General features: G+C 73.4%; 29 protein-coding genes and 1 pseudogene. 19 read left to right on the top strand and 11 right to left on the bottom strand.

Annotation, left to right across the window (positions count from 1 at the left end; translation table 11 throughout):
- Both IEZ12_RS12130 and IEZ12_RS12125 read left to right on the top strand, forming a co-directional pair.
- The coding region (locus tag IEZ12_RS12130) for a major capsid protein (protein ID WP_189272039.1) at positions 1-563 on the top strand (563 nt) is incomplete at its 5' end.
- Positions 482-913, top strand: a pseudogene (locus IEZ12_RS12125) (ISAs1 family transposase); the annotation flags it as partial. The gene IEZ12_RS12130 and the pseudogene IEZ12_RS12125, both read left to right, overlap by 82 nt.
- Positions 914-1,147: 234 nt before the next feature.
- Here the strand turns inward: IEZ12_RS12125 and IEZ12_RS12120 are convergent.
- Positions 1,148-1,612 (bottom strand): hypothetical protein, encoded by a 465-nt coding sequence (locus IEZ12_RS12120; protein ID WP_189272038.1) that lies wholly within the window; start codon positions 1,610-1,612, stop codon positions 1,148-1,150.
- Positions 1,613-2,161: 549 nt separating this feature from the next.
- Here IEZ12_RS12120 and IEZ12_RS12115 point away from each other — a divergent pair.
- The gene (locus IEZ12_RS12115; protein WP_189272037.1) at positions 2,162-2,455 is read left to right on the top strand and encodes a hypothetical protein; all 294 of its coding nucleotides are present in this window, start codon (positions 2,162-2,164) and stop codon (positions 2,453-2,455) included.
- Between the two features lie 75 nt (positions 2,456-2,530).
- Positions 2,531-2,755 carry a DUF5403 family protein gene (locus tag IEZ12_RS12110; RefSeq protein WP_229847466.1) on the top strand — a complete coding sequence of 75 codons (225 nt, stop codon included), beginning with the start codon at positions 2,531-2,533 and terminating at the stop codon, positions 2,753-2,755.
- Here the strand turns inward: IEZ12_RS12110 and IEZ12_RS12105 are convergent.
- Both IEZ12_RS12105 and IEZ12_RS12100 read right to left on the bottom strand, forming a co-directional pair.
- Positions 2,661-3,059, bottom strand: a complete 399-nt coding sequence (locus IEZ12_RS12105) for a DJ-1/PfpI family protein (RefSeq protein ID WP_189272035.1) — start codon at positions 3,057-3,059, stop codon at positions 2,661-2,663. The genes IEZ12_RS12110 and IEZ12_RS12105 overlap by 95 nt on opposite strands.
- Positions 3,060-3,111: 52 nt before the next feature.
- Entirely contained in the window at positions 3,112-3,687 is a 576-nt protein-coding gene (locus tag IEZ12_RS12100; RefSeq protein WP_189272034.1) for a hemerythrin domain-containing protein, read from the bottom strand.
- Positions 3,688-3,951: 264 nt separating this feature from the next.
- Between IEZ12_RS12100 and IEZ12_RS12095 the strand changes: the two genes are divergently transcribed.
- Entirely contained in the window at positions 3,952-4,365 is a 414-nt protein-coding gene (locus tag IEZ12_RS12095; RefSeq protein WP_189272033.1) for a DUF3788 family protein, read from the top strand.
- A gap of 135 nt (positions 4,366-4,500) precedes the next feature.
- Here the strand turns inward: IEZ12_RS12095 and IEZ12_RS12090 are convergent, their stop codons facing one another.
- Positions 4,501-4,728 carry a DUF6213 family protein gene (locus IEZ12_RS12090; protein ID WP_152644837.1) on the bottom strand — a complete coding sequence of 76 codons (228 nt, stop codon included), beginning with the start codon at positions 4,726-4,728 and terminating at the stop codon, positions 4,501-4,503.
- Between the two features lie 480 nt (positions 4,729-5,208).
- Between IEZ12_RS12090 and IEZ12_RS12085 the strand changes: the two genes are divergently transcribed.
- Positions 5,209-6,366, top strand: coding sequence for an AI-2E family transporter (locus IEZ12_RS12085; RefSeq protein ID WP_189272032.1), 1,158 nt, complete (start codon positions 5,209-5,211; stop codon positions 6,364-6,366).
- A 399-nt stretch (positions 6,367-6,765) separates the two neighbouring features.
- Here the strand turns inward: IEZ12_RS12085 and IEZ12_RS12080 are convergent, their stop codons facing one another.
- Positions 6,766-6,924, bottom strand: a complete 159-nt coding sequence (locus tag IEZ12_RS12080) for a hypothetical protein (protein ID WP_189272031.1) — start codon at positions 6,922-6,924, stop codon at positions 6,766-6,768.
- Positions 6,925-7,321: 397 nt separating this feature from the next.
- Here IEZ12_RS12080 and IEZ12_RS12075 point away from each other — a divergent pair, with 397 nt between their 5' ends.
- Positions 7,322-8,296 carry a GlxA family transcriptional regulator gene (locus IEZ12_RS12075; protein WP_189272030.1) on the top strand — a complete coding sequence of 325 codons (975 nt, stop codon included), beginning with the start codon at positions 7,322-7,324 and terminating at the stop codon, positions 8,294-8,296.
- Between the two features lie 178 nt (positions 8,297-8,474).
- Positions 8,475-9,221 (top strand): MBL fold metallo-hydrolase, encoded by a 747-nt coding sequence (locus tag IEZ12_RS12070; RefSeq protein ID WP_189272029.1) that lies wholly within the window; start codon positions 8,475-8,477, stop codon positions 9,219-9,221.
- A gap of 64 nt (positions 9,222-9,285) precedes the next feature.
- On the opposite strand, the gene IEZ12_RS12065 is transcribed toward IEZ12_RS12070, so the two are convergent.
- From IEZ12_RS12065 to IEZ12_RS12050, 4 genes are all read right to left on the bottom strand, one after another.
- Positions 9,286-9,495, bottom strand: coding sequence for a CsbD family protein (locus IEZ12_RS12065; RefSeq protein WP_043907793.1), 210 nt, complete (start codon positions 9,493-9,495; stop codon positions 9,286-9,288).
- Positions 9,496-9,600: 105 nt separating this feature from the next.
- On the bottom strand, positions 9,601-9,975 hold the full coding sequence (locus IEZ12_RS12060) for a hypothetical protein (RefSeq protein WP_189272028.1): 375 nt from the start codon (positions 9,973-9,975) through the stop codon (positions 9,601-9,603).
- Between the two features lie 185 nt (positions 9,976-10,160).
- Complete coding sequence (locus IEZ12_RS12055; protein ID WP_189272027.1) at positions 10,161-10,496, bottom strand: hypothetical protein; 336 nt, start codon at positions 10,494-10,496, stop codon at positions 10,161-10,163.
- A gap of 125 nt (positions 10,497-10,621) precedes the next feature.
- Entirely contained in the window at positions 10,622-11,218 is a 597-nt protein-coding gene (locus IEZ12_RS12050; RefSeq protein ID WP_189272026.1) for a TetR/AcrR family transcriptional regulator, read from the bottom strand.
- A gap of 60 nt (positions 11,219-11,278) precedes the next feature.
- On the opposite strand from IEZ12_RS12050, the gene IEZ12_RS12045 reads away from it, so the two are divergent.
- A complete protein-coding gene (locus IEZ12_RS12045) occupies positions 11,279-12,184 on the top strand; it encodes an alpha/beta fold hydrolase (RefSeq protein WP_229847455.1) in 906 nt (301 codons plus the stop codon).
- 24 nt (positions 12,185-12,208) lie between these two features.
- Here IEZ12_RS12045 and IEZ12_RS12040 read toward each other — a convergent pair whose 3' ends face one another.
- On the bottom strand, positions 12,209-12,454 hold the full coding sequence (locus IEZ12_RS12040; protein WP_189272025.1) for a hypothetical protein: 246 nt from the start codon (positions 12,452-12,454) through the stop codon (positions 12,209-12,211).
- Positions 12,455-12,810: 356 nt separating this feature from the next.
- Here IEZ12_RS12040 and IEZ12_RS12035 point away from each other — a divergent pair, with 356 nt between their 5' ends.
- The 9 genes from IEZ12_RS12035 (at position 12,811) to IEZ12_RS11995 (ending at position 19,938) form a co-directional block, all read left to right on the top strand.
- The gene (locus tag IEZ12_RS12035; RefSeq protein ID WP_229847465.1) at positions 12,811-13,812 is read left to right on the top strand and encodes a SigB/SigF/SigG family RNA polymerase sigma factor; all 1,002 of its coding nucleotides are present in this window, start codon (positions 12,811-12,813) and stop codon (positions 13,810-13,812) included.
- A gap of 144 nt (positions 13,813-13,956) precedes the next feature.
- The gene (locus tag IEZ12_RS12030; RefSeq protein WP_189272024.1) at positions 13,957-14,457 is read left to right on the top strand and encodes an ATP-binding protein; all 501 of its coding nucleotides are present in this window, start codon (positions 13,957-13,959) and stop codon (positions 14,455-14,457) included.
- Positions 14,454-14,879 (top strand): SRPBCC family protein, encoded by a 426-nt coding sequence (locus IEZ12_RS12025; protein ID WP_189272023.1) that lies wholly within the window; start codon positions 14,454-14,456, stop codon positions 14,877-14,879. The genes IEZ12_RS12030 and IEZ12_RS12025 overlap by 4 nt, the downstream gene beginning before the upstream one ends.
- Before the next feature lie 49 nt (positions 14,880-14,928).
- Positions 14,929-15,798, top strand: a complete 870-nt coding sequence (locus tag IEZ12_RS12020; protein WP_189272022.1) for a Rieske (2Fe-2S) protein — start codon at positions 14,929-14,931, stop codon at positions 15,796-15,798.
- The gene (locus tag IEZ12_RS12015; protein ID WP_043907784.1) at positions 15,795-16,394 is read left to right on the top strand and encodes a hypothetical protein; all 600 of its coding nucleotides are present in this window, start codon (positions 15,795-15,797) and stop codon (positions 16,392-16,394) included. The genes IEZ12_RS12020 and IEZ12_RS12015 overlap by 4 nt, the downstream gene beginning before the upstream one ends.
- A 101-nt stretch (positions 16,395-16,495) precedes the next feature.
- The gene (locus IEZ12_RS12010; protein ID WP_189272021.1) at positions 16,496-17,962 is read left to right on the top strand and encodes an MFS transporter; all 1,467 of its coding nucleotides are present in this window, start codon (positions 16,496-16,498) and stop codon (positions 17,960-17,962) included.
- Between the two features lie 76 nt (positions 17,963-18,038).
- The gene (locus tag IEZ12_RS12005; protein WP_189272020.1) at positions 18,039-18,473 is read left to right on the top strand and encodes a hypothetical protein; all 435 of its coding nucleotides are present in this window, start codon (positions 18,039-18,041) and stop codon (positions 18,471-18,473) included.
- Positions 18,470-19,228, top strand: a complete 759-nt coding sequence (locus IEZ12_RS12000) for a hypothetical protein (RefSeq protein ID WP_189272019.1) — start codon at positions 18,470-18,472, stop codon at positions 19,226-19,228. Before IEZ12_RS12005 ends, IEZ12_RS12000 begins: the two co-directional genes overlap by 4 nt.
- A 29-nt stretch (positions 19,229-19,257) precedes the next feature.
- Positions 19,258-19,938 (top strand): hypothetical protein, encoded by a 681-nt coding sequence (locus IEZ12_RS11995; RefSeq protein ID WP_189272018.1) that lies wholly within the window; start codon positions 19,258-19,260, stop codon positions 19,936-19,938.
- Between the two features lie 7 nt (positions 19,939-19,945).
- On the opposite strand, the gene IEZ12_RS11990 is transcribed toward IEZ12_RS11995, so the two are convergent.
- Positions 19,946-21,262: a glycoside hydrolase family 16 protein gene (locus IEZ12_RS11990; RefSeq protein WP_189272017.1), complete on the bottom strand. Its 1,317-nt coding sequence runs from the start codon at positions 21,260-21,262 to the stop codon at positions 19,946-19,948.
- A gap of 223 nt (positions 21,263-21,485) precedes the next feature.
- Here IEZ12_RS11990 and IEZ12_RS11985 point away from each other — a divergent pair.
- The coding region (locus tag IEZ12_RS11985; RefSeq protein ID WP_189272016.1) for an FAD-dependent oxidoreductase at positions 21,486-21,906 on the top strand (421 nt) is incomplete at its 3' end.

The raw sequence follows: 21,906 nt of genomic DNA, 5'->3' as shown, positions 1-21,906 counted from the left end.
CCTCGACCTGGATCCAGTCGGAGAACCTGAACGAGGGTCTGCTGACCGTCAAGATGGACACCCACGCCTACTCCGCGGTGGACCTCTCCGACGCCGAACTCACCCTGGATCTCCTCTCGTTCGGCGAGCAGGTGATGGTCCCGCAGGTGGACAGCATCACCGAGCGCCTGGAGCGCAAGGTCGCCACCGTGATGAACGAGTTCCCGGACGTCGCCACCGCCGCGAAGATCCCGGTGGACCTCACCAAGGCGGCTTCCGACGAGCACGCCGGCCAGATGATCCGCAAGGCCCTCGGCCGGCTCCGCGTCCAGCTCAACAGCCAGAACATCCCGAAGGAGGGCCGCGTCGCCGTCCTCGGCGCGGAGGCCGCGTTCTACCTCCTGAACGACCAGAACATCCTGCGGGCGAACGAGTCCGCCAACGGCGGCGCTGCGCTGCGGGAGTCCACCCTCGGCCGCATCCACGGCTTCCCCCTGGTGGCGTGGTCATCACCAGCGACGCCCTGCATACCCAGCGCGAGCACGCCGACTACCTCCTGGACCGCGAAGCCCACTACATCGTGATTGTCAAGGGCAACCAGAAGAAGCTCCGCAAGCAGCTCAAAGCCCTTCCCTGGATGGAGATCCCGCTCCAGGGCCGCACGAAGAACGCCGGCCACGGGCGTTCGGAGATCAGGCGGATCAAGGTGGCCACCGTGAACAACCTGCTCTTCCCCGGTGCACGGCAGGCCGTCCAGATCAAGCGCCGCCGCACCGACCGCAAGACCGGCAGGACCACGGTCAAGACCATCTACGCCGTCACGAGCCTGACCCCCGACCAGGCCACTCCAGCCCAACTCGCGACCCTGATCCGGGACCACTGGCAGGTGGAGGCCCTGCACCACGTCAGAGACACGACTTTCGCCGAGGACGCCTCGCAACTGCGCACCGGCAACGCACCCCGCGCGATGGCCACCTGGCGCAACCTCGCCATCGGAGCCCTGCGACTGTCCGGCGCGACAAACATCGCGGCTGCCCTACGACACAACGCCCGCAACGCGGACCGACCGCTCGCCCTCCTCGGGCTCAGCTGATCACGAAACAGACGACACACGACTTCACCGAAGCCCCGCTCCGCGTACCACTCCTGACTTCTGCCATCAGAAACACTATGCGGTGAGTAGCCGACGGATGCGTTCGTACTCGGCGACCATCTGCGGTGTGGCGAGGAAGTCGTGGAGATCGGCTGAGACCTCGTGGTCGACGTCTTCGATCGAGCGGATGGCGAGCTCGTAGAGCTCACCGCGCCGTCTCTCTTCCAGGTAGTCCTTCCAGTGCGCGAGTGCGTTGACGATGGTGAGGATCCCACCGTCCAGGTCGCCATCGGCCAGGATGCCGTCATCGATCGTCGCAAGCTGGCCACTGAGCTCGGCGGCGCTGATCGTCAAGACGTTCTCGCGGGCGGTGGTGAGCGCCGCCCAGGCATCCTGGGTGAGCTCGTCCTCGGCGGCATGCTGGAGCAGCTCCGGGCGTACCAGGCGGGTGACTGTTTCCTCCCCGAAGACACGAACGCTGTGCTCGCTGGCTCCGATGATCAGCTGAAGAATGTCCGCTTCGAGTTCCCTGTATTCCACGGAACCAGCCTATAAGCATCGCTATCAAGCGCTCCCGAGTGGACCGCGAGACCGGCAAAGCCACGGTGAAGACCCGCGGTCACCAGCCTGGCTGCGGCGCAGGTCACCGCCGTCCAACTCGCGAGACCGGTACGTGATCACCGGCAGGTGGAGCCCCTGCACCACGTGCGAAACGTGACCTTCACCGAGGAGGCCTCGCACGATGGCCACCTGGCGCAACCTCTCCATCGGCGCCCTACGACTCGACGGTGTCCGCAACATCGCAGCCGCCTACGCCGCAACGCCCGCGACGCGACCCGCGCACTCAACCTCCTCGGACTCACAGGATCACGAAGCGGACATCCTGCGACTTTGCCGAGGCCCTGGCCTGGAGGCATCCCCCTTGACCACCCTGGACTTCGCCGACCTCAAGTCCGTGACCGGCCGCCGAGAAGCGGTCTCGCGCGGGCTGCGCACCGGCTACCCGTTCCCCGACCCCGAGGACTGGCGGGGTGCCGCGTGAGCCTGCTGGAACGCGGGCGCACGCGTGTCACTATCCACACCGTCGTCATGGTCGATGACGGCTACGGGGACTTCCGGCCGGCACCCGGCCCGTCCGCCACGTACTGGGCGTGGGTTCAGCCGGTCGGCGACGCCGCAGGCTGGCGGGCACCGGTCGGCGCCCAGGTCGGATGGGCCCCGCCGATCCGCCGGAAGGTCGTCCTCCCGCCGGACACCGTGATCGACAAGTGGTCCGCCCTGTCCTTCGCCGATCAGGGCGACCCCGGCACCCGGTGGGCGGTGGTGGACCCGCCGCGCGCGCCCACCACGGCGCGTCCGACCGCATGCGCTTCGTCAGTGTGATCGTGGAAGGCGGTGGCCAGAGCGGCGGAAGTCCGACCTGACCTCGACGCCGTGGTCGCCGCTTTGCTGGGGGTGATGGGCGTGCTCAAGCTGGAGGCCGAGGAACGCAAGGCCCGCGTCGTCGCGAAGGCCGCCCTGCACGTCGAGACGGGCGCGTTCATCGCCGGGCTGAAGGTCCACCGGCACTCCAAGGGCTACGCGATCGTCAACCTCGATACGCTGGCCGCCCATAAGAACTGGGGCGGCTGGAACGAGCGCGCCGGACGCCCCATTGACGGCATCCGGGCTTGCCGCGCGTGAAGAACCCGCTGACGAAGTCCACGGCGTGCCGGTCGATGCGCAGGAAGTCCGGATTCGCCACGCCTCCCGGCAGCACCAGCGCGTCGAAGTCGGCGGCCGAGGTGTCTGCGGCGACCGCGTCCACCGTGAACGCGTCCGCCCGCTCCAGACGGTGGAACGCTCGGATCCGCCCCGGCTTCGTCGACACCAGTCGCGGTGTCCCGCCGTGGTCCACGACCGTCTGCCACGGCGAGGTCAGCTCGACCTGCTCCGTCCCCTTGGGCGCCGCCAGGAAAGCGACGGTGACGTCGTTCAGCTCGTTCATCTCGACCGTCCGCTCCCGGCTCTCGCGGTCCCCCCGCCCCGCGGGCTCCGGCTCAGTTCTCGCGGGTGTCGCCGAACCGGAAGCGGCGGTGCATGCGTTCGTGCCAGGTCAGTTCGGGTGCGACGAGGTCGTCCGGGGGCAGGGACTCGTGTGGTCCGGCGGGGCCGGGGTGGGGCGAGGCGGTGCGTTCGGTCTCGCGGGCCTGCTCGCCCAGCACCGTCAGCCGGGGCGGGGCGGCGTTCGCGCGGACGGTCGGGAACAGTTGGGCCTCCTCCAGCCCGAAGTGTCCCGTCGCCTCCTCGATCAGCCGGGCCAGCAGCCGGTCGAACTCGGTCGAGCCGGCCGCGGTCGTCTCCAGCTCGCGCACCAACCCGTACAGCGCCGTGTGCGTCTGCAGGCCGTGGGCCACCGCGTCGTCATGGGGCGGGCGACCGTCACGGGCGAGCGGGTACAGGTACTCGTCCTCCGCTGCCAGGTGCCGCACCAGCGTGTCGGCGGTGAGGGACGCCAGCCGGTCGCGACGCGGATCGCCCAGTGGCAGACCCGCCAGTTCGCTGAAGCGCACCCGCAGCACCTCATGGTCGGTCGTCAGCTGTTCCAACAGGTCCAGCCCCTGTTCGGTCGCCATCGTCACGCACCTCTTCGTCCGCTGTCCCACCCCCTCCCCGGCGCGCTTGCCCGACTCCGCGAACCGGAAACCGGGCTGCTCCGGCGGCCTGCGGAAAGCGGTTTCCGATTCCCCGCCGTGGCGGCCCGTGGCGGCCCGAGGCAAGGTCGGTAAGCGCTTTCCGCTTCCGTTGCGACGCCGGGGTCGGCCGTTCTCGCGTCACCGGCCACCCGGCGTCCGCGTGCCCCGCCCTCGGACCGTCCCGACCGGGGCTAGCCTCGCAGCGTGGCGAATCCGTTCGTGGACCCCGAGGTCGAGCCGACCCCCGACCTGGTCGCCGATGCGCTGGGCCCGGCGGTCGAGGGCTGGGACGCGTTGATACGGGAGCTGGCGGAGGCCGGGGTCGAGGCGCTGTGGCGGTGGTTCCGCGACGGCGGATGGCTGGTCAAGGCTGCCAACCGGGCACGGACCGTTGCCTGGATCGCGGTCGACGGCAACGTCACGACCTGCAACTTCCTGTTCGCCGAGCGCCTCCGTGACACCGTCGCCACGCTGCCGGGCCTCACCCCGGACCTGGCGCGGACGATCCGGGACGAGCCTCTTCGCGGCAAGCTCTTCACCGTCGCGTTCACCGTCAGGACCCGGGCCGACGTCGACCGCCTGCGCCCGATCCTGAGAGCGCGCATCGCCCTCCGGTAGTCCGACCGACACCCGCGGTTTCTGTGGCACGGGTGTGCCACCTCGGCAGGTCGGTCGGTCACCGGCCGGACGGGCGAGCTGCGGAGCCCGGTCGGCCGCCGGTGCGGTGGTTCGGTGGTTCGGTGGTTCGGCGGTTCAGGCTGTGCTGGCGATCTCGATGCAGGCCAGGTCGATCTGGTCGGCGAGCTGGCGAACCAGGTCGGCGAGCACCGCGGTGGTCACCGGGTCGAGCCTGTTGTCGTCGCGGTCCGCCCACTCCTGCCACTCCTTGGGCAGCGCCCGCAGCAGTTCGACCACCTGCTGGGCGGGAATGGCCAGATCACCGGAGAGCCCGCAGATCACCGGAACGCTGAGTCTCCCCATGGTGTCCACCTCCTTCTGCCTGGCGCTTCTGCTTCTCTGCTCATTCGGGCGTCTGCCCGGGAGCGGACGGTGGAAACGGCCTCCGGTCCGGACCGCCGGGGGGCGGCGGGCGGAGCGGCGATTGTGGGCCGATCCGGGGACGCAGCGAGTGGCGTCGCGGCCGGAAGCAGGCGGTTGTGCGTTCATGGGCCACGCCCGAGTTGCGAGTGCCGTCGGGAGAACGACACAGGAGAGTGGGCCGGGAGGAGGTGGAACCGGGATGGGCACCGGCAGGCACGGAGGACGGCGGGGTGCGGCCCGGGCGGGCTCGGGGGACGGGGTCCTCCTGTGCCGTCCGAGCCGGTGCGGCCCTGGGCGGTGGGTGACCGGGCGGTGGGTGACGGTGCGGGCGGGAGGCCCGGGGAGTCGTGCCGTGCGCGGGCGGGCCCGGCAAGGGGTGGAGCGGGTCGGGCAGGCGCGGCAGCGGGAGGTGGGGCGCTGATGCCCGAACGCACGGACGGACGGCAGGACGACAGGGTTCGCGCGCCGCTCGGCAGCCGGCCGGCCGGGCCGCGGCGGCGGGCGGCGCTCGCGCGCGGCACCGGCGTGCCCGTCCGGCGGACCGGGCTGGAACGGGCGGCCGGGCGGGCGTGGCGGCTGCTCGCCGTCGCGGTCGCCGGGTACGCCGGGTACCTGATCGTCAGCCGACTGCTGCTGCCGGTGGTGGCGGTGTTCGTCGCGCTGGTCGTCACCGCGGTGCTGCGCCCGGCCGTCGACCTGCTGGCCCGTCGGATGCCGCGAGCGCTCGCGGTGCTGCTCACCGTGCTGGGTGCGCTGGTGGTGCTCGCCGGGCTGGCGGCACTGCTCGCGGTGGTGGTCAGGTCGCAGTCCGGGCAGCTCGGCGGGCAGGTGCGCGGCGGGCTGGACCGGCTGGAGCACTGGCTGGAGGGCCCACCGTTCCACGCCCGGGCCGGCACCCTCGGCGACCTGCGGCAGCGGCTCGGCCAGCTGATCAGCACCCACCGGCAGACCGTGCTGTCCACGGCCGTGACCGGCGCGGGCTGGGTGGTGGAGGCGGCGGCCGCCGGTGCGCTGGCGCTGTTCTGCGCGGTGTTCTTCGCGCACTCGGGGGAGCGGATGTGGAGCTGGGCGACGTCCCTGCTGCCCACCCGCGCCGGCGGCGTGTGGCAGCGAGCCGGCCAGGCCGCGTGGCGCACCTTCGCCGGCTACACCCGCGGCCTGTTCCTGGTCGCGGGCACCAACGCCGTCGTGGTCGGCGTCGCGCTGGCCGTGCTTGGTGTGCCGCTCGCCGTGCCGCTGGCCTTCCTGGAGTTCGTGGCGGCGCTGATCCCGCTGATCGGCTCACCGATCGCCCTGGCCGTGGCCTCGCTGGTCGCGCTCGCCACCCGGGGGCCGGTGACCGCGCTGGTGGTGCTCGTCCTGATCGTGGTGGTCGGACAGTTGGAGGGCCACGTTCTGCACCCGCTGGTGATGGGCTGGGCGGTACGCCTGCACCCCGTCGCGATCGCCCTGGCGGTCGCCATCGGCGGCACCCTCGGCGGGATCGTCGGCGCGGCGGTCGCGGTGCCGGTGCTGTCGGTCGGGTGGGCGGTGTTCCGCGAACTTCACGCGCCGGGGGGCGGGTCGGGCGGCGGCTGAGGGGCGCGCGACAGGCGGTCGCGTGCGCCGGGCGCGCAGAAACGGGTCGGACGAGAGCCGGGCGTGCGAAGTCGGCCCACGTACGCGCCCGGCGGGTGAACCATCGGGGCGGCCCGCGCGGTCGCGCGTTCGATGTCGACCCGTAGTTCGGCCGGCAGTTGGAGCCCCCGGGTGGGTGAGCCGTACCGACCGCCGTGCTCACCGCCACGCGTCATGCCGCCCCGGACCCGCCTCCGCCCGTCCCAATGACGCCCGCGCCGCCCGCGGTGCCGGGTGCGGGTCGGCGCAGCGGCGGGCCTGCCTCGGGGTTCCCGCAGAGAGCGCACAGCGCCGTCCAGGCCATCGCGCGGAGTCGGTACGCGGCCCGCCGCGCCGAGGCTGCCGGACCCCTCGCGACGCTCACCGGACACCGGCCCCGGTGCGGGCGGGCACGCCGGGGTCCAGCACCTGGTGGCCGAACTGCCACAGTGCCTTCCACTGGGTGAGGGCGTGCGGGTACGGGGTGTTCACCAGGGCGCCGTCCATGTCGAACAGCGCGGCCGCGGCGTCCGCTGCCATGGCGTTTCCTCCTCAGGACGGTCCCGGGTCCCGCCGGAGCGGTCCCGGCGTTTCGGCCCGTCTACCCCCAACGCCCGCCCGCACACCCACTGTTGTGCCGAAGTCGTTTCCGGGTCCGGCACCGCGAACGGACCCGAGCGCGGAGAGGGTCGCAGGACGATGCCCGAGAACGGCCGGGGCTGCTCGCACCGACCGCCGGCCCGGTGCGGCTCCGGCTGCTGAACGTCGCCATCGGCGCCACAGCGGCGCTGCTGAACGTCGCGATCGCCGCCACGGCGGCCCGGGCTGATCGTCGGCGGGGCCGCCGTCGCGCCGCTCACCCGCGAGGCGCGGCATGGCCCGATCTGACAGAACCTGGTCGTTGCGGCCATGTCCGTCCGGGCGGAAGGATCGAGACATGCCTGCACCGCACCGTGTCGTGATCGCCGCTTTCCCCGGCATCGAACTGCTGGACGTCACCGGGCCGGCCGAGGTGTTCTCGGTCGCCTCGCGTGTCGGGGGCGGCGACCGGCCGGGGTACCTGGTGCGGATCGCGACGGTGGACGGTGGCCCGGTGACCACCTCCAGCGGGGTGCGGCTGATGGCGGACCTGACGTTCGACGAGGTGGCCGATCCGGTCGACACCCTGCTGGTGTCGGGCGCGATCGAGCTCGTCGACGGTGGGGTGCGGCCGGTGATCGACCACGCCGTCACCGAGTGGCTGCGCGGCGCGGCGCCACGGGCCGGGCGGACCGGGTCGATCTGTGCCGGGGCGCACCTGCTGGCCGCCGCCGGGCTGTTGGAGGGCCGGCCCGCCACGACGCACTGGCTGACCGCGGACCGGCTGGCCGCCGAGTACCCCGGTGTCCGGGTCGACCCCGACCCGATCTTCATCCGGGACGGACGGCTGTGGACCTGCGCCGGCATCACCTCGGGGATGGACATGGCGCTGGCCATGGTCGCCGAGGACCACGGCCAGGACCTCGCGCTGATGACCGCCCGGACGATGGTGATGTACGTCAAACGCTCCGGCGGGCAGAGCCAGTTCAGCGTGCCGCTCTCGGTCCGGACCGCTTCGGACGACCGGGTCGACGAGCTGCGCCGGTGGATCGCCGAGCACCTCACCGAGGACCTGTCCCTCGAAGCCCTGGCAGCCCGCCTCCACGTGAGCACGCGTCACTTCACCCGGCTGTTCCACCGGCGCACCGCCATGACGCCCGGCGCCTCTGTGGAGGCGGCCCGGCTGGAGGCCGCCCGGCGGCTGCTGGAGGACAGCGACCGCAGCCTGCCCGAGGTCGCCGCCGTCAGTGGCCTCGGCTCCGTGGAGACCCTGCACCGCGTGTTCCGGCGCAGGCTCGGAACCACCCCGGCCGAATACCGTCGCCGCTTCTGACGTTCCGTCACTCCCGCCGTCCACCGGCCGTCCGTGCTCGCGCGCACGGGTGGCCGGGCCCGTCCGTGCCCGCACGCGGCATCGACCCGTACCCCGAACCCGCGCGCACGGGTGGCCGGGCCCGGCCGTGCCCGCACGCGGCATCGACCCGTACCCCGAACTCCCTCGGAGGAGAAGCATGTCCCGCACGAAGGTCGTCCCGATCCCGGTCATGGGCCGGCACAACATTAATGCCTACCTGCTGCTCGGCCGCAGGCCCGTCCTGGTCGACGCCGGAACTCCCGGCAGCGGCCGGAAGATCCACGACGGGCTCGCCGCCCGCGGCGTGGACCCCGCCGACCTCGCGCTGATCGTCATCACCCACGGCCACATCGACCACTTCGGCTCCGCCGCCGAACTGCACCGGCTCACCGGCGCGCCCCTGGCCGGCCACGTCGCCGACCTCGGGCCGTACTGCTCGGGCCGCGTCCGCGAACCGTACCGGCCCACCGGTCCGATGGGACGCCTGATGGCCCGCAACCGGAAGCTCCACGTTCGGGCCGAGCCGTTCGAACCCGAGGTGCTCGTCCGCGGCGTGACGAGCCTGGAGGAGTTCGGGGTCGAGGCGCGGATCATGCCGACGCCCGGCCACACCGCCGGATCGGTCTCCGTCCTCACCGACAGCGGCGACCTCGTCGCCGGTGACCTGATCGCCGGCTCCTTCATGGGCCTGATCCCCGGCCGGCCCGCCAACCCGCCCTTCCACGACGATCCCCGGCAGAACCTCGCCAGCCTCCGCTCGATGCTCGACCTCGACCCGGCCCGCCTGCACGTCGGCCACGGCACCCCGCTGGATCCCGCCCGGGTGCGGCGCTGGGCCGAGCGGGAGCACCGCCGCCTCGCACGACGCGGGGCCGGGGCTGGGGCCGGTCGCGCCGAGGAGTGAGGTGCCGCTCACGGCAGCCCGCCCCCGACCGGTCGTCGGGGGCGGGCGTGCGACGGTCTGCGGGTCAGCGCTTGAAGGCGCCCTTGACCCTGTCGACACCCTCCTTGATCGCGTCCTTCGCCTTGTCGGCGGTCTGCTTGGCCTGGGCCTCGGCCTGGTCGCCGCGGCCCTCCTGCTCCAGCCGCTCGTTGCCGGTGGCGGCGCCGGCCTTCTCCTTCGCGGCGCCGACGGCTTCCTCGGTGCGGTGCTTGATCCGGTCGGAGGCGTCACTCATCAGGGTGTCCCTTCTCGCGCTGTCAGGCGGCGGGTTCGTGGCTTCGTGGCTTCGTGGATTCGGGTCCGAGAGTTCGTGGGTTCGTGGGTCCGTGGGTTTGCGGGTTCAGTGCGTGAAGCGGTGGCGTGGACCGCCGGGCGGCCGCTGCGCGGTGGCGGTGGGGTCGACGGTGCCGGTGCCGCTCGGGCCGACCGTCGGGTCGGCGGCGCGGTCGACGACCACGGGCTCGTCCGTCGCGACCCGGTGGGCGACGCGACGGCGGCGGTGCCGGCGCAGGCCGGCGGCCACCAGGGCGATGCCGGCGGCGGCCAGCAGCGTCAGGGCGATTCCGGCGAGGAACGCGCCGAGGGTGCTGATGTCGCCGATGTGGTGGCCGAGCACCGTGACGCCCGTCTCGGGTCCGCCGCCGAGGTTGTCGGCGATCAGCAGTCCGGCGAACGCGCCGGACGCGGCGAACAGGAGGAGTCCGAGCAGCAGCATGGTCCACGTCCTTTCGCTGGCTCCGTTGCTCCGTGTCGTGCTGCGTCTGCCCGGCGGCGGGCCGCCCAATCAGCGGCCGGGCCGCAGCGGCGGACGCGCGGAGGTGCGGCGCGCAGTGCGTGGACAGCGGCGCCCCGGCCGTCCCGGCGACGGTTGCGACGCGGACGGCAGCCGGGCCGGGCGGGTCAGCTCGCGCACATCACGACGGCGGTCAGTGTGGTCCGGCCGTTTCCGGGGGGCTCGACGCCGTCGGCCGACCAGCCGACCGCGGGGCCGCCGTCGACGGCGTTGAAGGGCGTCGAGTTCTCGACCAGGAAGCCGACCCCCTCGATCCGGAATCCACCGCCGGTGACGACCGTTCCGCGGGGGCAGTGCACCTGGGAGAGCATGTAGCCGCCGTTCTCGGTCACGGCGGTGTTCCCGAAGTACATGTTCGTCACGATGCGGGTCGCCGAGGGGGCGGCCGCCGCGGTCGTGGTGGTGAGCGGGGCGGCGCAGGCCGCCACCGTCGCGCCGGTCACGGCCAGAAATCTCCACGTCGATATCACTGCGTGCTCCTGGATGCTGGGGGCCCCCGACCTGGTTCGACAGAACCAGTCGGCGGGTGGGGCGGCACCCCGGTGGGGGCCATCCGGAGGGAGCGGGATCAGGGGGCGCGGAACAGGCGGCCCAGGTGGTGGTGGAGGACGGCGGTGGCGGCCTCGGGGGTGCGCTGGCCGAGCAGGACGCTGAGGCCGAGGCCGGCGGAGAGCGCGAGCAGGGCGACAGCTTCGAGGTGCGGGTCGGTGACGGCGGCGGCCGTGAGCCGGTCGACCAGGAAGGCCTCCATCTCGTCGGGGGCGGCCAGGAAGGACTGGCCGGCGAGCGCCGGGTCGGTGACCGAGAGGACGGCGTACGCGGTGTAGACGAGGTGGAAGGTGCGGCTCTCCTCGTCGGTGGGGACGGCCTCCACGAGCACCGCCTCGACGATCTCGCGGGGGGACAGCGGCGCGGCCGACCCGGCGGTGGCGGCCCGGACGCGGTCGCGGACGCGCTCGCCCATCCGGACGCCGAGGCGGGTGAGGGCGGCGAGGAGGAGCTGCTCCTTGGTGTCGAAGTAGTACTGCACCAGGCGGACGGAGATGCCCGCCTCCTGGGCGACGGAGCGCATGGTGACGGCGTGCAGGCCCGTCCGCGCGGCGTCGCGCAGCAGGGCGTCGATGATCAGGGCCCGCCGTTCCTCGTGGTCGACCAGCTTCGGCATCCCGATCCCTTCGAACGTTTTTGTGGTACAAACATACCATCAAGCGTTCAGGAGGGGATCATGACCAGGACCAGCGTCGGACACTTCGCCGGCGAGGAAGCCCGCACCGCGTTCCTCGACGCCTACGACCGGGCCATGGAGCTGTGGCCCGCCCCGCACTATGCCCTCGACGTCGAGACCTCCTACGGCACCGTCCACGTCCACCACTACGGGGGAACCGGTACGGGCGACCCCGTCGTGCTGCTGCACGGACACGCCGGCCACCCCGCCAACTGGTACCCGCAGATCGCCGCGCTCGGCGCCCACCACCCCGTGTACGCGATCTCCACCCTCGACGACCCCGGCCGCAGCGTGCAGCGCGCCGTCGCCGCCGGGCCGGCCGAGAACGCCGAATGGCTCGGCGAGGTGCTGGCCGGACTCGACCTGGAGCGGGTGCACCTGGTCGGCGTCTCGTACGGCGGCTGGCTGGCGCTCAACCAGGCGATCCGGCAGCCGCAACGGCTCGCCACCGTCACGCCGTTGGACCCGGGCGGCATCGAGAAGGTCCCCGCCCGGTTCTACCTCCACATGGTCGCCGGCCTGTTCGGCATGCTCGCCCCCCGCCGGCTGCGCCCCGCCGTTGCCCGGCTGCTCGCCAACCCCGCCCTCGTCGCCCCGCCCGAGATGCTCAAGCCGATGATGCTCGCCATGCGCACCTGGAAGCCGGCGAGCCGCCCCGCCGCGCCCCCGTTCACCGACGAGGAACTGCGCCGCATCGCCCTCCCCGTGCTGGTCCTGATCGGCTCCCGCAGCGCCCTGCTGCGCCCGGGCCGGGTGCTGGCCCGCGTCGAGGCCCTGATCCCGTCGGTGCGGGCCGAGATCGTTCCGGGCGCGGGGCACGGCCTCACCCTGGAGCGTCCGGAGCTGGTCAACGCCCGGCTGCTGGAGTTCTTCGCCGCCACGAAGGAGGAGCGCGCGGTGAAGTGACGCGACGTCAGGCCGGGCCGGCGGCTACCCGCCCGGTGGGGGAGTGGCCGGCTGGGGCTCGGGTTCGGGTGTGGGCTCCGGGCCGGGCGGGGTCGGGCTCGGCGGCTGCGGCTCGGTCGGGACGGGCGGGGAGAGCGGCGGGTCCGGGTCCGGCGGCACCGGCGAGGGGCCGAACGGGCCGGGCGGGTCGGTGGGGCGCGGGGGGCTGTCCGGCGGTTCGGGCGGCCGGACGTCGGGGTCGACGGGGATCGGCATGGTCATCGTGCTCACCGCCCCAGGGTGTTTTCGAGCTGGTGCTTGTTCATCTTCGAACGGCCCTCGACGTCGCGCCGCCGGGCCTCGTGCTCGTACTGGCGCTCCCGCTTGGGGCTCGATCCGGTGGGCATGATCGCTCTCCTTCCGTCGCCGGGCGGGTCACGTCGCGCATACCCGGATCGATCCGGACGAATCGTGTTCGATCCGGTTCAACGGCAATCGATCGGGTACGAGTGGGGCGTCGCACCGAGCGCACCGCCCGGTGTGCCCGACCCGCATGCTCGCCGGCCGTTCGACGCGCAGCGGGCCGCCCGCCGGGGCGGCGCAGCGGGTCCCTCGCCGTCCCCGGGAGATGACTCCCCGTGACCACCATGATCAGCCGCCAGCCGTCGGCGCACCGCCGCGCCGCCGCCCGGCCGCACGACGACCGTCACCAGCGCCGCGCCACGAGCGGCCCCGCCGCCACCGGCCCGAGCGCCGACCCGGTGCACCGCGCCGACCCGACGCGCCTTGCTGACCCGGTGCGCGACATCGACCCGATGTACCGGCCGACCCGGCGCGAGATGCGCGCCATGGGCAAGTTCGAGGCCCGGGGGCTCAGCGACGCGCTGTTCCGGCGGCTGGCCGAACTGCCGCGCGAGGAGCCGACGTACAGCTATGTGCGCGGCACCGTGATCGAACTCAACATGCCGCTGGTGCGGTTCGTCGCCGCCCGGTTCCGGCACCGCCCCGAGGAGCTCGACGACATCCTGCAGGTCGGCACCATCGGCCTGATCAAGGCCGTCGACGGGTTCGACCCGGACCGCGGCGTCGAGTTCGTCACCTATGCGATCCCGACCATCTCCGGCGAGATCAAGCGGTTCTTCCGGGACACCTCGTGGCCGCTGCGGGTCCCGCGCAGCGTGCAGGAGCGCTACCTGGCCGCCGCCCGCGCCTCCGACCGGCTCGAACAGGACCTCGGTCGGCTGCCCGACACCGCCGAACTCGCCGAGGAACTGCACGTCACCGAGGCCGAGGCGGCCGAGGGGCTGGATGCCGGACGGCTGTGCCGCTGCGACTCGCTGGACTCGCTGCGCGACGACGACTCCGACGACACCGGCAGCGCCCTGATCAACCGGCTCGGCTGCTGCGACCCGGAACTCGAACTCGCCGAACTGCGCGTCGCCGCCCGGCCGTTCCTCAGCAGGCTGCCCGAGCGGGAGCGCACCGTGCTGCTGCTGCGGTTCTGGGGCGGACTCACCCAGAGCGAGATCGCCCACGAGATCGGCGTCTCGCAGATGCACGTCTCGCGGATCCTCGCCGCCACCCTGACCGGGCTGCGCGAACAGATCGAGGGCGGGACGGGGGTCGCGACGGACACCGCGAGTGATTGAGCCTCGCCGGACCGGGTAGCCGCGCGGACCGAGCCGCCCTCGGGCGGAGAGCCGCATCGGTCGGCAGGAGGTGTTCGTACCGTGGACCCGCGACCTGCCGTCGGTGCGAGAGGGCCGGGCGGGCAGCGAGGGCGGGACCGGCCCGTGGCGGGCCGCACCGAGCGCCGCCGCCTGCCGCTGGACGCCGCGTCGGGGGCAGTCGCCCGCAGCCGCGAGTTCACCCGCCGGGCCCTGCTGGCGTGGGGCTGGCTGCCCGCGCGGGACGCCGACGGGAGGGCCGCCGCCGAGGACGTCCTGCTGATGACCAGTGAACTCGTCACCAACGCCTGCCAGCACGCGGTCGGCCCGTACGCGCTGGAACTGACCAGGTGCGGACCGCTGTTGCGGGTCGCGGTGTGCGACGGCGACGACCGGATGCCGGTGCTGCGCGCACGGTGCGCCCCCGCCCGGCCCGGCGGCCACGGGCTGCGGGTGGTCGACCGGCTCGCCGCGGTCTGGGGCAGCGAGCCCGTTCCCGGCGGCGGCAAACGGGTGTGGCTGGAGACGCTCCGCCCGCCCGCGGACCGTACGGGTTTGACCCACCCCGAACCGGTCAGACGCCCGGCTGGGGGCGATGCGACGAGAGCCGGAGGAGAGAGCGCATGAGCATGATCCAGGAGACCGTCGAGGTGGACGTCCCGCTGAGCACCGCGTACGACCAGTGGACGCAGGTCGAGGACTTCCCCCGCTTCATGGACGGCGTCGAACAGGTGACCAGGATCGACGAGCGGCACAGCCACTGGCGCACCAGCTTCTCCGGCGTCCCGCGCGAGTTCGACGCCGAGATCGTCGACCGGCAGCCCGAGCAGCGGATCGCCTGGCAGGCCGTCGGCGGAGACATCCGGCAGGAGGGCGTGGTCAGCTTCGCCCGGCTCGACGACGACCGCTGCGAGGTGCGCCTCGCGATGGATTACGACCCGCAGGGGACGGCCCACCACGCCGCCGACACCATGGGCGTGATCGACCGGCGGGTGCGCGGCGATCTGGAACGGTTCAAGTCCTTCGTCGAGGAGCGCGGCGCCGGCTGAGGTCCCGCCCCCGGGTTTGAGGCAGGCCGCAACGGACAGCCGCCCCCACATGGAACAACTGCACTCAGGCCCCGCCGACTGGCTGGACGTCCCCGGGCACTGGACGTTCCTCGACCCGGTCGCCGAGCGCCTCGCCGACTTCATCCAGGCCCTGCCGCTCGGCCGTGCCCGCGACGTCCTGCACGGCGTCCCGCTCGGCCACCCGCTGCACCCGGCGCTCGTCCAGACCCCGATCGGCTGCTGGCTGGCCGCCGGACTGCTCGACGTCACCGGCGGTGACGAGCGGGCCGCCCGCCGGCTGACCGCCGCCGGGCTGATCAGCCTGCCGCCCGTGCTGTGGTCCGGCTGGGTCGACTGGTCCCGGCTGCCGCCCGCCCAGCGCCGCACCGGACTGGTGCACGCCGCGAGCGCCGTCACCGGCGCCCTGCTGCACCTGTGCTCGCTGCGCGCCCGCCGCCACGGCCACCCGCTGCGCGGCCGGATGCTCGGACTGAGCGGCACCACCGTCATCGGCCTCACCGCCGCGCTCGGCGGGCACCTGGCCTTCCGGCAGGCCGCCGGCGCCGCCCACGCCGAGGCCGAGTTCCGGCTCGCCCCGCCCGACTGGCACCCGCTCGGCGAGACCGACGACTTCCCCGCCGACGTCCCGGTGCGCCGCCGGCTCGGCGAGGTCGCCGTGGTCGTGGTGCACGGCTCCGACGACAGCTGGACCGTCCTCGCCGACCGCTGCACCCACATGGCCGGCTCGCTCGCCGCGGGCGAACTGATCGACGGCTGCGTGCAGTGCCCCGTGCACCGGTCCCGGTTCCGGCTCAGCGACGGCCACCCCGTCCAGGGCCCCGCCACCGCCCCGCAGCCCCGCTTCGACACCCGCATCCTCGGCGACCACCTGGAGGCCCGGCCGCCCGTCGACCCATGACCGCCGTCGCCGACCTGCTCGACCGCCACGGCACCACCTACGCCGAACAGGCCGGCATCCGGCTGCGCGACACCCCCGCACCGCTGTACCGACTGCTGGTCCTCACCCAGCTGTGCGCGATCCGGATCCGTGCCGACACCGCCGTCGCCGCCGCCCGCGAACTGTTCGCCGCCAAGCTGCGCACCCCGCGCGCGATGGCCGACTCCACCTGGCAGCAGCGGGTGGACCTGCTCGGCCGCGCCCACTACGTCCGCTACGACGAGAGCACCGCCACCGCGCTCGGCGAGGGCGCCGAACTCGTCCGGCGGCGCTGGCGCGGCGACCTGCGGCGGCTGCGCGAGGAGGCCGGCCGCGACCCGGCCGCGATCGGCCGGCTGCTCCGCGAAGTGCCCCGGATCGGCCCGGTCGGCGCGGACGTCTTCCGCCGGGAGGCGCAGCTGGTCTGGCCCGAACTGCGCCCGTTCTTCGACCGCCGCGCGCTGACCGCCGCCGCCGGACTCGGCCTGCCCCGCAGCCCCGACGCGCTCGCCGCCCTCGTCCCCGGTGACGACCTGGCCCGCCTGGCCGCCGCGCTGGTCCGCTCCGCGTTGAGCTGATCGGCCGACGGCCAGGCGTACGCCACCTCCCGTACCGGGCACACGTGCTGACGGTGCGTCCGGAACGGCCGGGCGCGGGGGAACGTTCGACGGAGGCCGAGATGTCCGCACCGCAACGCCAGTCGGCCGTGGCCGTGGAGACCGCCGTCCCCGGCAGACTCGACCGGCTGCCGTGGTCGCCCTGGCACTGGCGGATCCTGATCGGCCTCGGCACCGTCTGGATCCTGGACGGCCTGGAAGTCACCGTCGTCGGCAACCTGGCCGCCCGGCTGGCCGAGCCCGGCAGCGGCATCGCGATCAGCACCGCCCAGGTCACCACCACCGCCGCCGCGCTGTACGTGGCCGGCGCCTGCTGCGGGGCGCTGTTCTTCGGCTGGCTCACCGACCGGCTGGGCCGCAAGAAGCTGTTCATGATCACCCTCGCGGTGTACCTCGCCGCGACCGCCGTCACCGCGTTCTCCTGGACGGCCTGGTTCTTCTTCCTGTGCCGGTTCTTCACCGGCTTCGGCATCGGCGGCGAGTACGCGGCGATCAACTCCGCCATCGACGAGCTGATCCCCGCCCGGGTCCGCGGCCGGATCGACCTGATCGTCAACGGCAGCTTCTGGATCGGCGCCGCGATCGGCGCGTTCGCCTCGATCGCGCTGCTCAACACCTCGCTGTTCGCCACCGACGTCGGCTGGCGGCTGGCGTTCGGCATCGGCGTGGTGCTCGGCCTGGTCATCCTGCTGGTGCGCCGGCACGTCCCGGAGAGCCCGCGCTGGCTGATCACCCACGGCCGCCGCCGGGAGGCCGAGGAAATCGTCGCCGAGGCCGAACGGATCGTCGAACGGGAGACCGGCGGGCCCCTGCCACCGGTGGACGAACCACCGATCCGGATCCGCGAGCGCGGTCCGATCGGCTTCGTCACCATCGGCCGCACCCTGGTCTCGCACTACCCGCGCCGCACGGTCCTCGGCCTGGCGCTGTTCATCGGCCAGTCCTTCCTGTACAACTCCGTCACCTTCGGCTACGCGGCGATCCTCACCACGTTCTTCGACGTCCCCGCCGGCGACACCGGCTACTACTTCGCGGTGATCGCCGTCGGCAACTTCCTCGGCCCGCTGCTGCTCGGCCACCTCTTCGACTCCGTCGGCCGCCGACCGATGATCGCCGGGACGTACATCGGCTCCGGCGTCCTGCTGTTCGGCACCGCCTGGCTGTTCCAGCGCGGCTCGCTGGACGCCACCACCATGACCGCCTGCTGGACGGTCGTGCTGTTCTTCGCCTCCGCCGGGGCCAGCGCCGCCTACCTCACCGTCAGCGAGATCTTCCCGCTGGAGACCAGGGCGCTGTGCATCGCCTTCTTCTACGCCGTCGGCACCGCCGCCGGCGGCATCTCCGGCCCGCTGCTCTTCAACGGCCTGGTCTCCAGCGGCCAGGTCGGCGACGCCGCCCTGGCGTTCTGCATCGGGGCGGGCCTGATGACGCTGGCCGGCCTGGTCGAGGCCCTGATCGGCGTCAAGGCGGAGCGCCGCAGCCTGGAGTCGCTGGCGGCCCCGCTCAGCCAGGTCCCGACCGAGCCGTGACGGCGCGTCAAACGAGGGGCGGGCAGCGGAAGATCATGGCTGTCATGTGCGCTTTCCGACGAACGGGGGAGCGCAGATGGAACCGGACCAGGTCACGGCGGCCGTACTCGCGGGGCAGGCGGCGACCACCGTGGTGACGCTGCTGGCCACCGACGTGTGGGAGGGCGCCAAGAGCGCCGTCACCGGGGCATGGCGCCGACTGCGCCCCGAGCGGGCCGAGTCGATCTCGCAGGAACTCGACGACTCCCGCGAGGACGTGCTGCGGGCCCGCGCGGCCGGCACCGAGGACGAGACGCTGGCCTCCCTCGCGGGCGACTGGGAGAGCCGCTTCCGCCGACTGATCGGCGACGACCCGGCGCTCGCCGCCGAGATCCGCCGCGTCCTGGACGAGGAACTCGCCCCCGCCCTGCCGCCCGAGCAGCGCCCCGCGGCCGGCGGCACGGTGTTCCACGCCACCGTCACCCGCGGCAACGTCTACCAGGCCGGGCGCGACCAGGTCTTCCACCGGTGACCGGGCCCGACCGGTCCTTCGACGCGCAGGTCCGCGACGGCGACGCCTACCAGGCCGGCCGGAGCCAGACCGTCGACAACTCGCACACCGTGCACCACCACGACTCCGGGCGCGGCCGCGTCGTGCTCGGGGCGGTCGCGGTGCTGAGCGTGTCCGGCCTGGTGTTCGGGCTGTACCAGGTCACTCGGCACGAGGAGCGCCCCGCACCGCCGGCGCCCGGGCCTGCGGTGACGGCGCAGGCGAGCAGCGCCGCGCCCCTCGCACCCGTCGCCCCGGGGGCGAAGCCGGAGCAGATCGTGCTGCAGCGGAGCGGGCTCGGCGCGATGCAGGTGATCGACCTGGACCGGCCGTCGGGCCGCTCGGAGCGGATCACCGACGACGAGTGGCGGCTGCGCGATGCCAAGGACCAGAAGTCCTTCGACCTGGTGACGTCCAACGCCTCCTGGGCGGAGTTCGAAGTCCCGGCCGGGGGCGGCCGGACCGCCGGGGTGCTGAGGCCCGGCGAGCCCGTCACCCGGGAGTCCTGCCTCCGGGCGGCCCGGAGCGGCTCGCTGGAGCGGCTCCGGATCTCCAACCAGTACCGCTCCGAGCTCGACCGGGCCGGGCTGCAACCGGGCGGCGCCGTCTGCGTGTTGACGGACCGCCACCAGCTGGTGCAGGCCGTCGTCACCGACCGGGAGTTCGACAACGACGATCCCTCCACTGCGGGCCGCCTCACCGTCGAGGTCACCGTGCTGGGGCCCGTCACCGATTGACCGCCGTCCACGCGAACTCGGGAGTGCAGATGGATCCGGATCAGTCACCGGCGCGCGGGCGCCGACGCAGCGCGGCGGCGGTGGTCGCGGTGCTGATCGTGTGCGGGCTGCTGGTCGGGCTGTACCTGGCCGACCGGGGCGAGCACCGCGCCGCGCCGCCGGCCCCGGCGCCGAGCGCGCCGGAGAGCAGCGGCGCGCCCGCCGGCTCCGCCACCTCCGCCGCGCCGGGCCCGGCGCCGGAGCGGATCGTGCTGGAGCGGGCCCCGCAGGGCAAGGTGCAGGTGATCGACCTGGACCTGCCGTCCGGCCGCTCGCAGCTGACGACCGACGAGGAGTGGCAGCAGCGTGCGGACGGCGACCGGGCGCACATCGATCTGCTGATGGTCGACGCCGCGACGGCGGAGTTCGAGGTCCCATCCGGCAACGGGCGGATCGGCGGGGTGCTGGCGCCCTACGGGCCGGTCACCCGGGAGACCTGCCTGCGGGCGGCGAACAGCGGCTCGCTGACGAGGTTCCGGGTCGGCACCGGGGACCGCTCCTCGCTGGCGAGCCTCGGCCTCCAGCGGGGCAGCGCCATCTGCGTGGTGACGGACAGCCGGCAGCTGGTGCAGCTCTCCGTCACCGATCAGACCTTCGACAACGCGAAGATCAACACCACCGGCCGGCTCACCGTCGCGGTCACCCCGCTCGGGCCGGTCGCCGCCAACTGACGGTGCGTCAGCCCAGGGTCCACCGCTGGGCGGGCGTGCCGTTGCAGGTCCACAGCTGGAGCCGGGTGCCGTCGGCGGAGGAGCCGTTCGGGGAGTCCAGGCACTTGCCGGAGCCGGTGTTCACCAGGTCGTGGCCGGCGCCGTACGACCACTGCTGGGCGCCGGTGCCGTTGCAGGTGTACAGCTGGATCACCGCGCCGTCGCTGTGCGAGGCCGCGTCCACGTCCAGGCACTTGCCGAGTGCGCGGACGGTGCCGTCGAGGCCGACCGTCCACTGCTGGGCGGCGTTGCCGGTGCAGTTGTGCAGCTGGATCGGGGTGCGGTCGGCGCTGGAGGCCCCCGCCACGTCCACGCACATGCCGCCCGGGCCGGTGATCCGGCCGGTGTACGGCAGCGGGCCGGTGCCCGACGTGGTGGCGTGGACGTAGTCGACCACCATGGTCTGCGGGAACGTGGACGACCCGTCGGGGCTGCCGGGCCAGTCGCCGCCGACGGCCAGGTTGAGGATCACGAAGAACGGGTGGTCGAACACCCAGCGGTTGCCACCCAGATCGGCCGGGGTGCGGGTCTGGTAGGCGCGGCCGTCCACCGACCAGGTGAGGGCGGACGGGCTCCAGTCGACGGCGAAGACATGGAAGTCGTCCGCGAACGCCTGCCCCGCCGGCAGCGAGTACGGCGCGCCGATGCCGCCCGCGCCCGAGTAGCCCGGCCCGTGAATGGTGCCGTGCACCGTGCCCGGCTCCCGCCCGATGTTCTCCATCACGTCGATCTCGCCGCTGTTCGGCCAGTTCACCGTGCCGATGTCGTTGCCGAGCATCCAGAACGCCGGCCAGATCCCCTGCCCGCGCGGGATCTTGATCCGCGACTCGAAGTGCCCGTACGCCTGCGCGAAGGTGCGGGCGGTGTTCAGCCGCGCCGAGGTGTACTGGCAGGTCCCGTACCAACAGCCCAGCCCCGCATCGGTGTTCCGCCGGGCGGTGATCACCAGGTGCCCCTGCCCGTCCAACGCGGCGTTCGCCGCGCCCGCCGTGTAGTACTGGAGCTCGTGGTTGCCGTTGCCCGAACCGCCGGTCTCCACCGTCCACTTGGCGGGATCGACGGCCGCCCCCGCCGGGCCGTTGAAGTCGTCGCCCCAGCTCTGCGCGGCCGCCGCGGGCCGGACGGGGGCCTGTTGGGCGGGGGCCTGCTGTGCGGTGGGCTGTTGGGCGGGGGCCTGCTGTGCGGCGGCGGGGGTGGCGCTCGGGGCGGCGCCGAACAGTGCGGCGGCCAGGAGGAGTGCGAGGCCGACGAAGGGCCGACGGAGGGTGGGCGGTGCAGCAGTCATGGACGAACCCGCTTCCTGCTAGCGCTCGTTGACGGCGGATCGACGCCGGTAGGCCTGATGGTACGAACACGTTCTCGGCATGGCAATGTCAAGGAAGTGGTTCAGAGATGCGCCGGGTGCGGCGGGGTTCGATCACCGGGCGCACATCATCGGTCGCCAGGTGTGAGGGAACGGCGTGGCGGGCACGGGCCCCCTGCGACCCCCTCACGGATCGGATCCCACGGTGAACCTGGCACGTCGCGGTACGGAGACCGGCACCGGCCACGCCCTCGTGCTGGGCGCCGGCATCAGCGGCCTGTGCGCCGCCCGCGCCCTCGCCGAGGTCTTCGACCGGGTCACCCTCGTCGAACGCGACACCCTCACGGGCGACGGCACGACCCGGCGCGGCGCTCCGCAGGGGGCGCACGTGCACTCGCTGACGGTCCGCGGCGCGACCGTCCTGGAGGAGTTCTTCCCGGGCTTCGCCGACGAACTCGCCGCCGACGGCGCCACCCTCGCCACCGCGCTGAGCGAGGTCGACATCGTGTTCTTCGGCTCCCTGCTGCGCAACGTGCCGGTGGGCACGGTGCTCCAGACCAGCCGCCCCTTCCTGGAGGACCGCCTGCGGGCCAAGGTCTGCGCGGCGTCCAACGTCACCCTGCTGG

This window comes from Kitasatospora griseola (assembly GCF_014648555.1).
In the GTDB taxonomy this organism is placed as follows: domain Bacteria; phylum Actinomycetota; class Actinomycetes; order Streptomycetales; family Streptomycetaceae; genus Kitasatospora; species Kitasatospora griseola.
The sequence above is the reverse complement of the archived record's forward strand: the minus strand, read 5'-3'. Positions and strand labels throughout refer to the sequence as shown.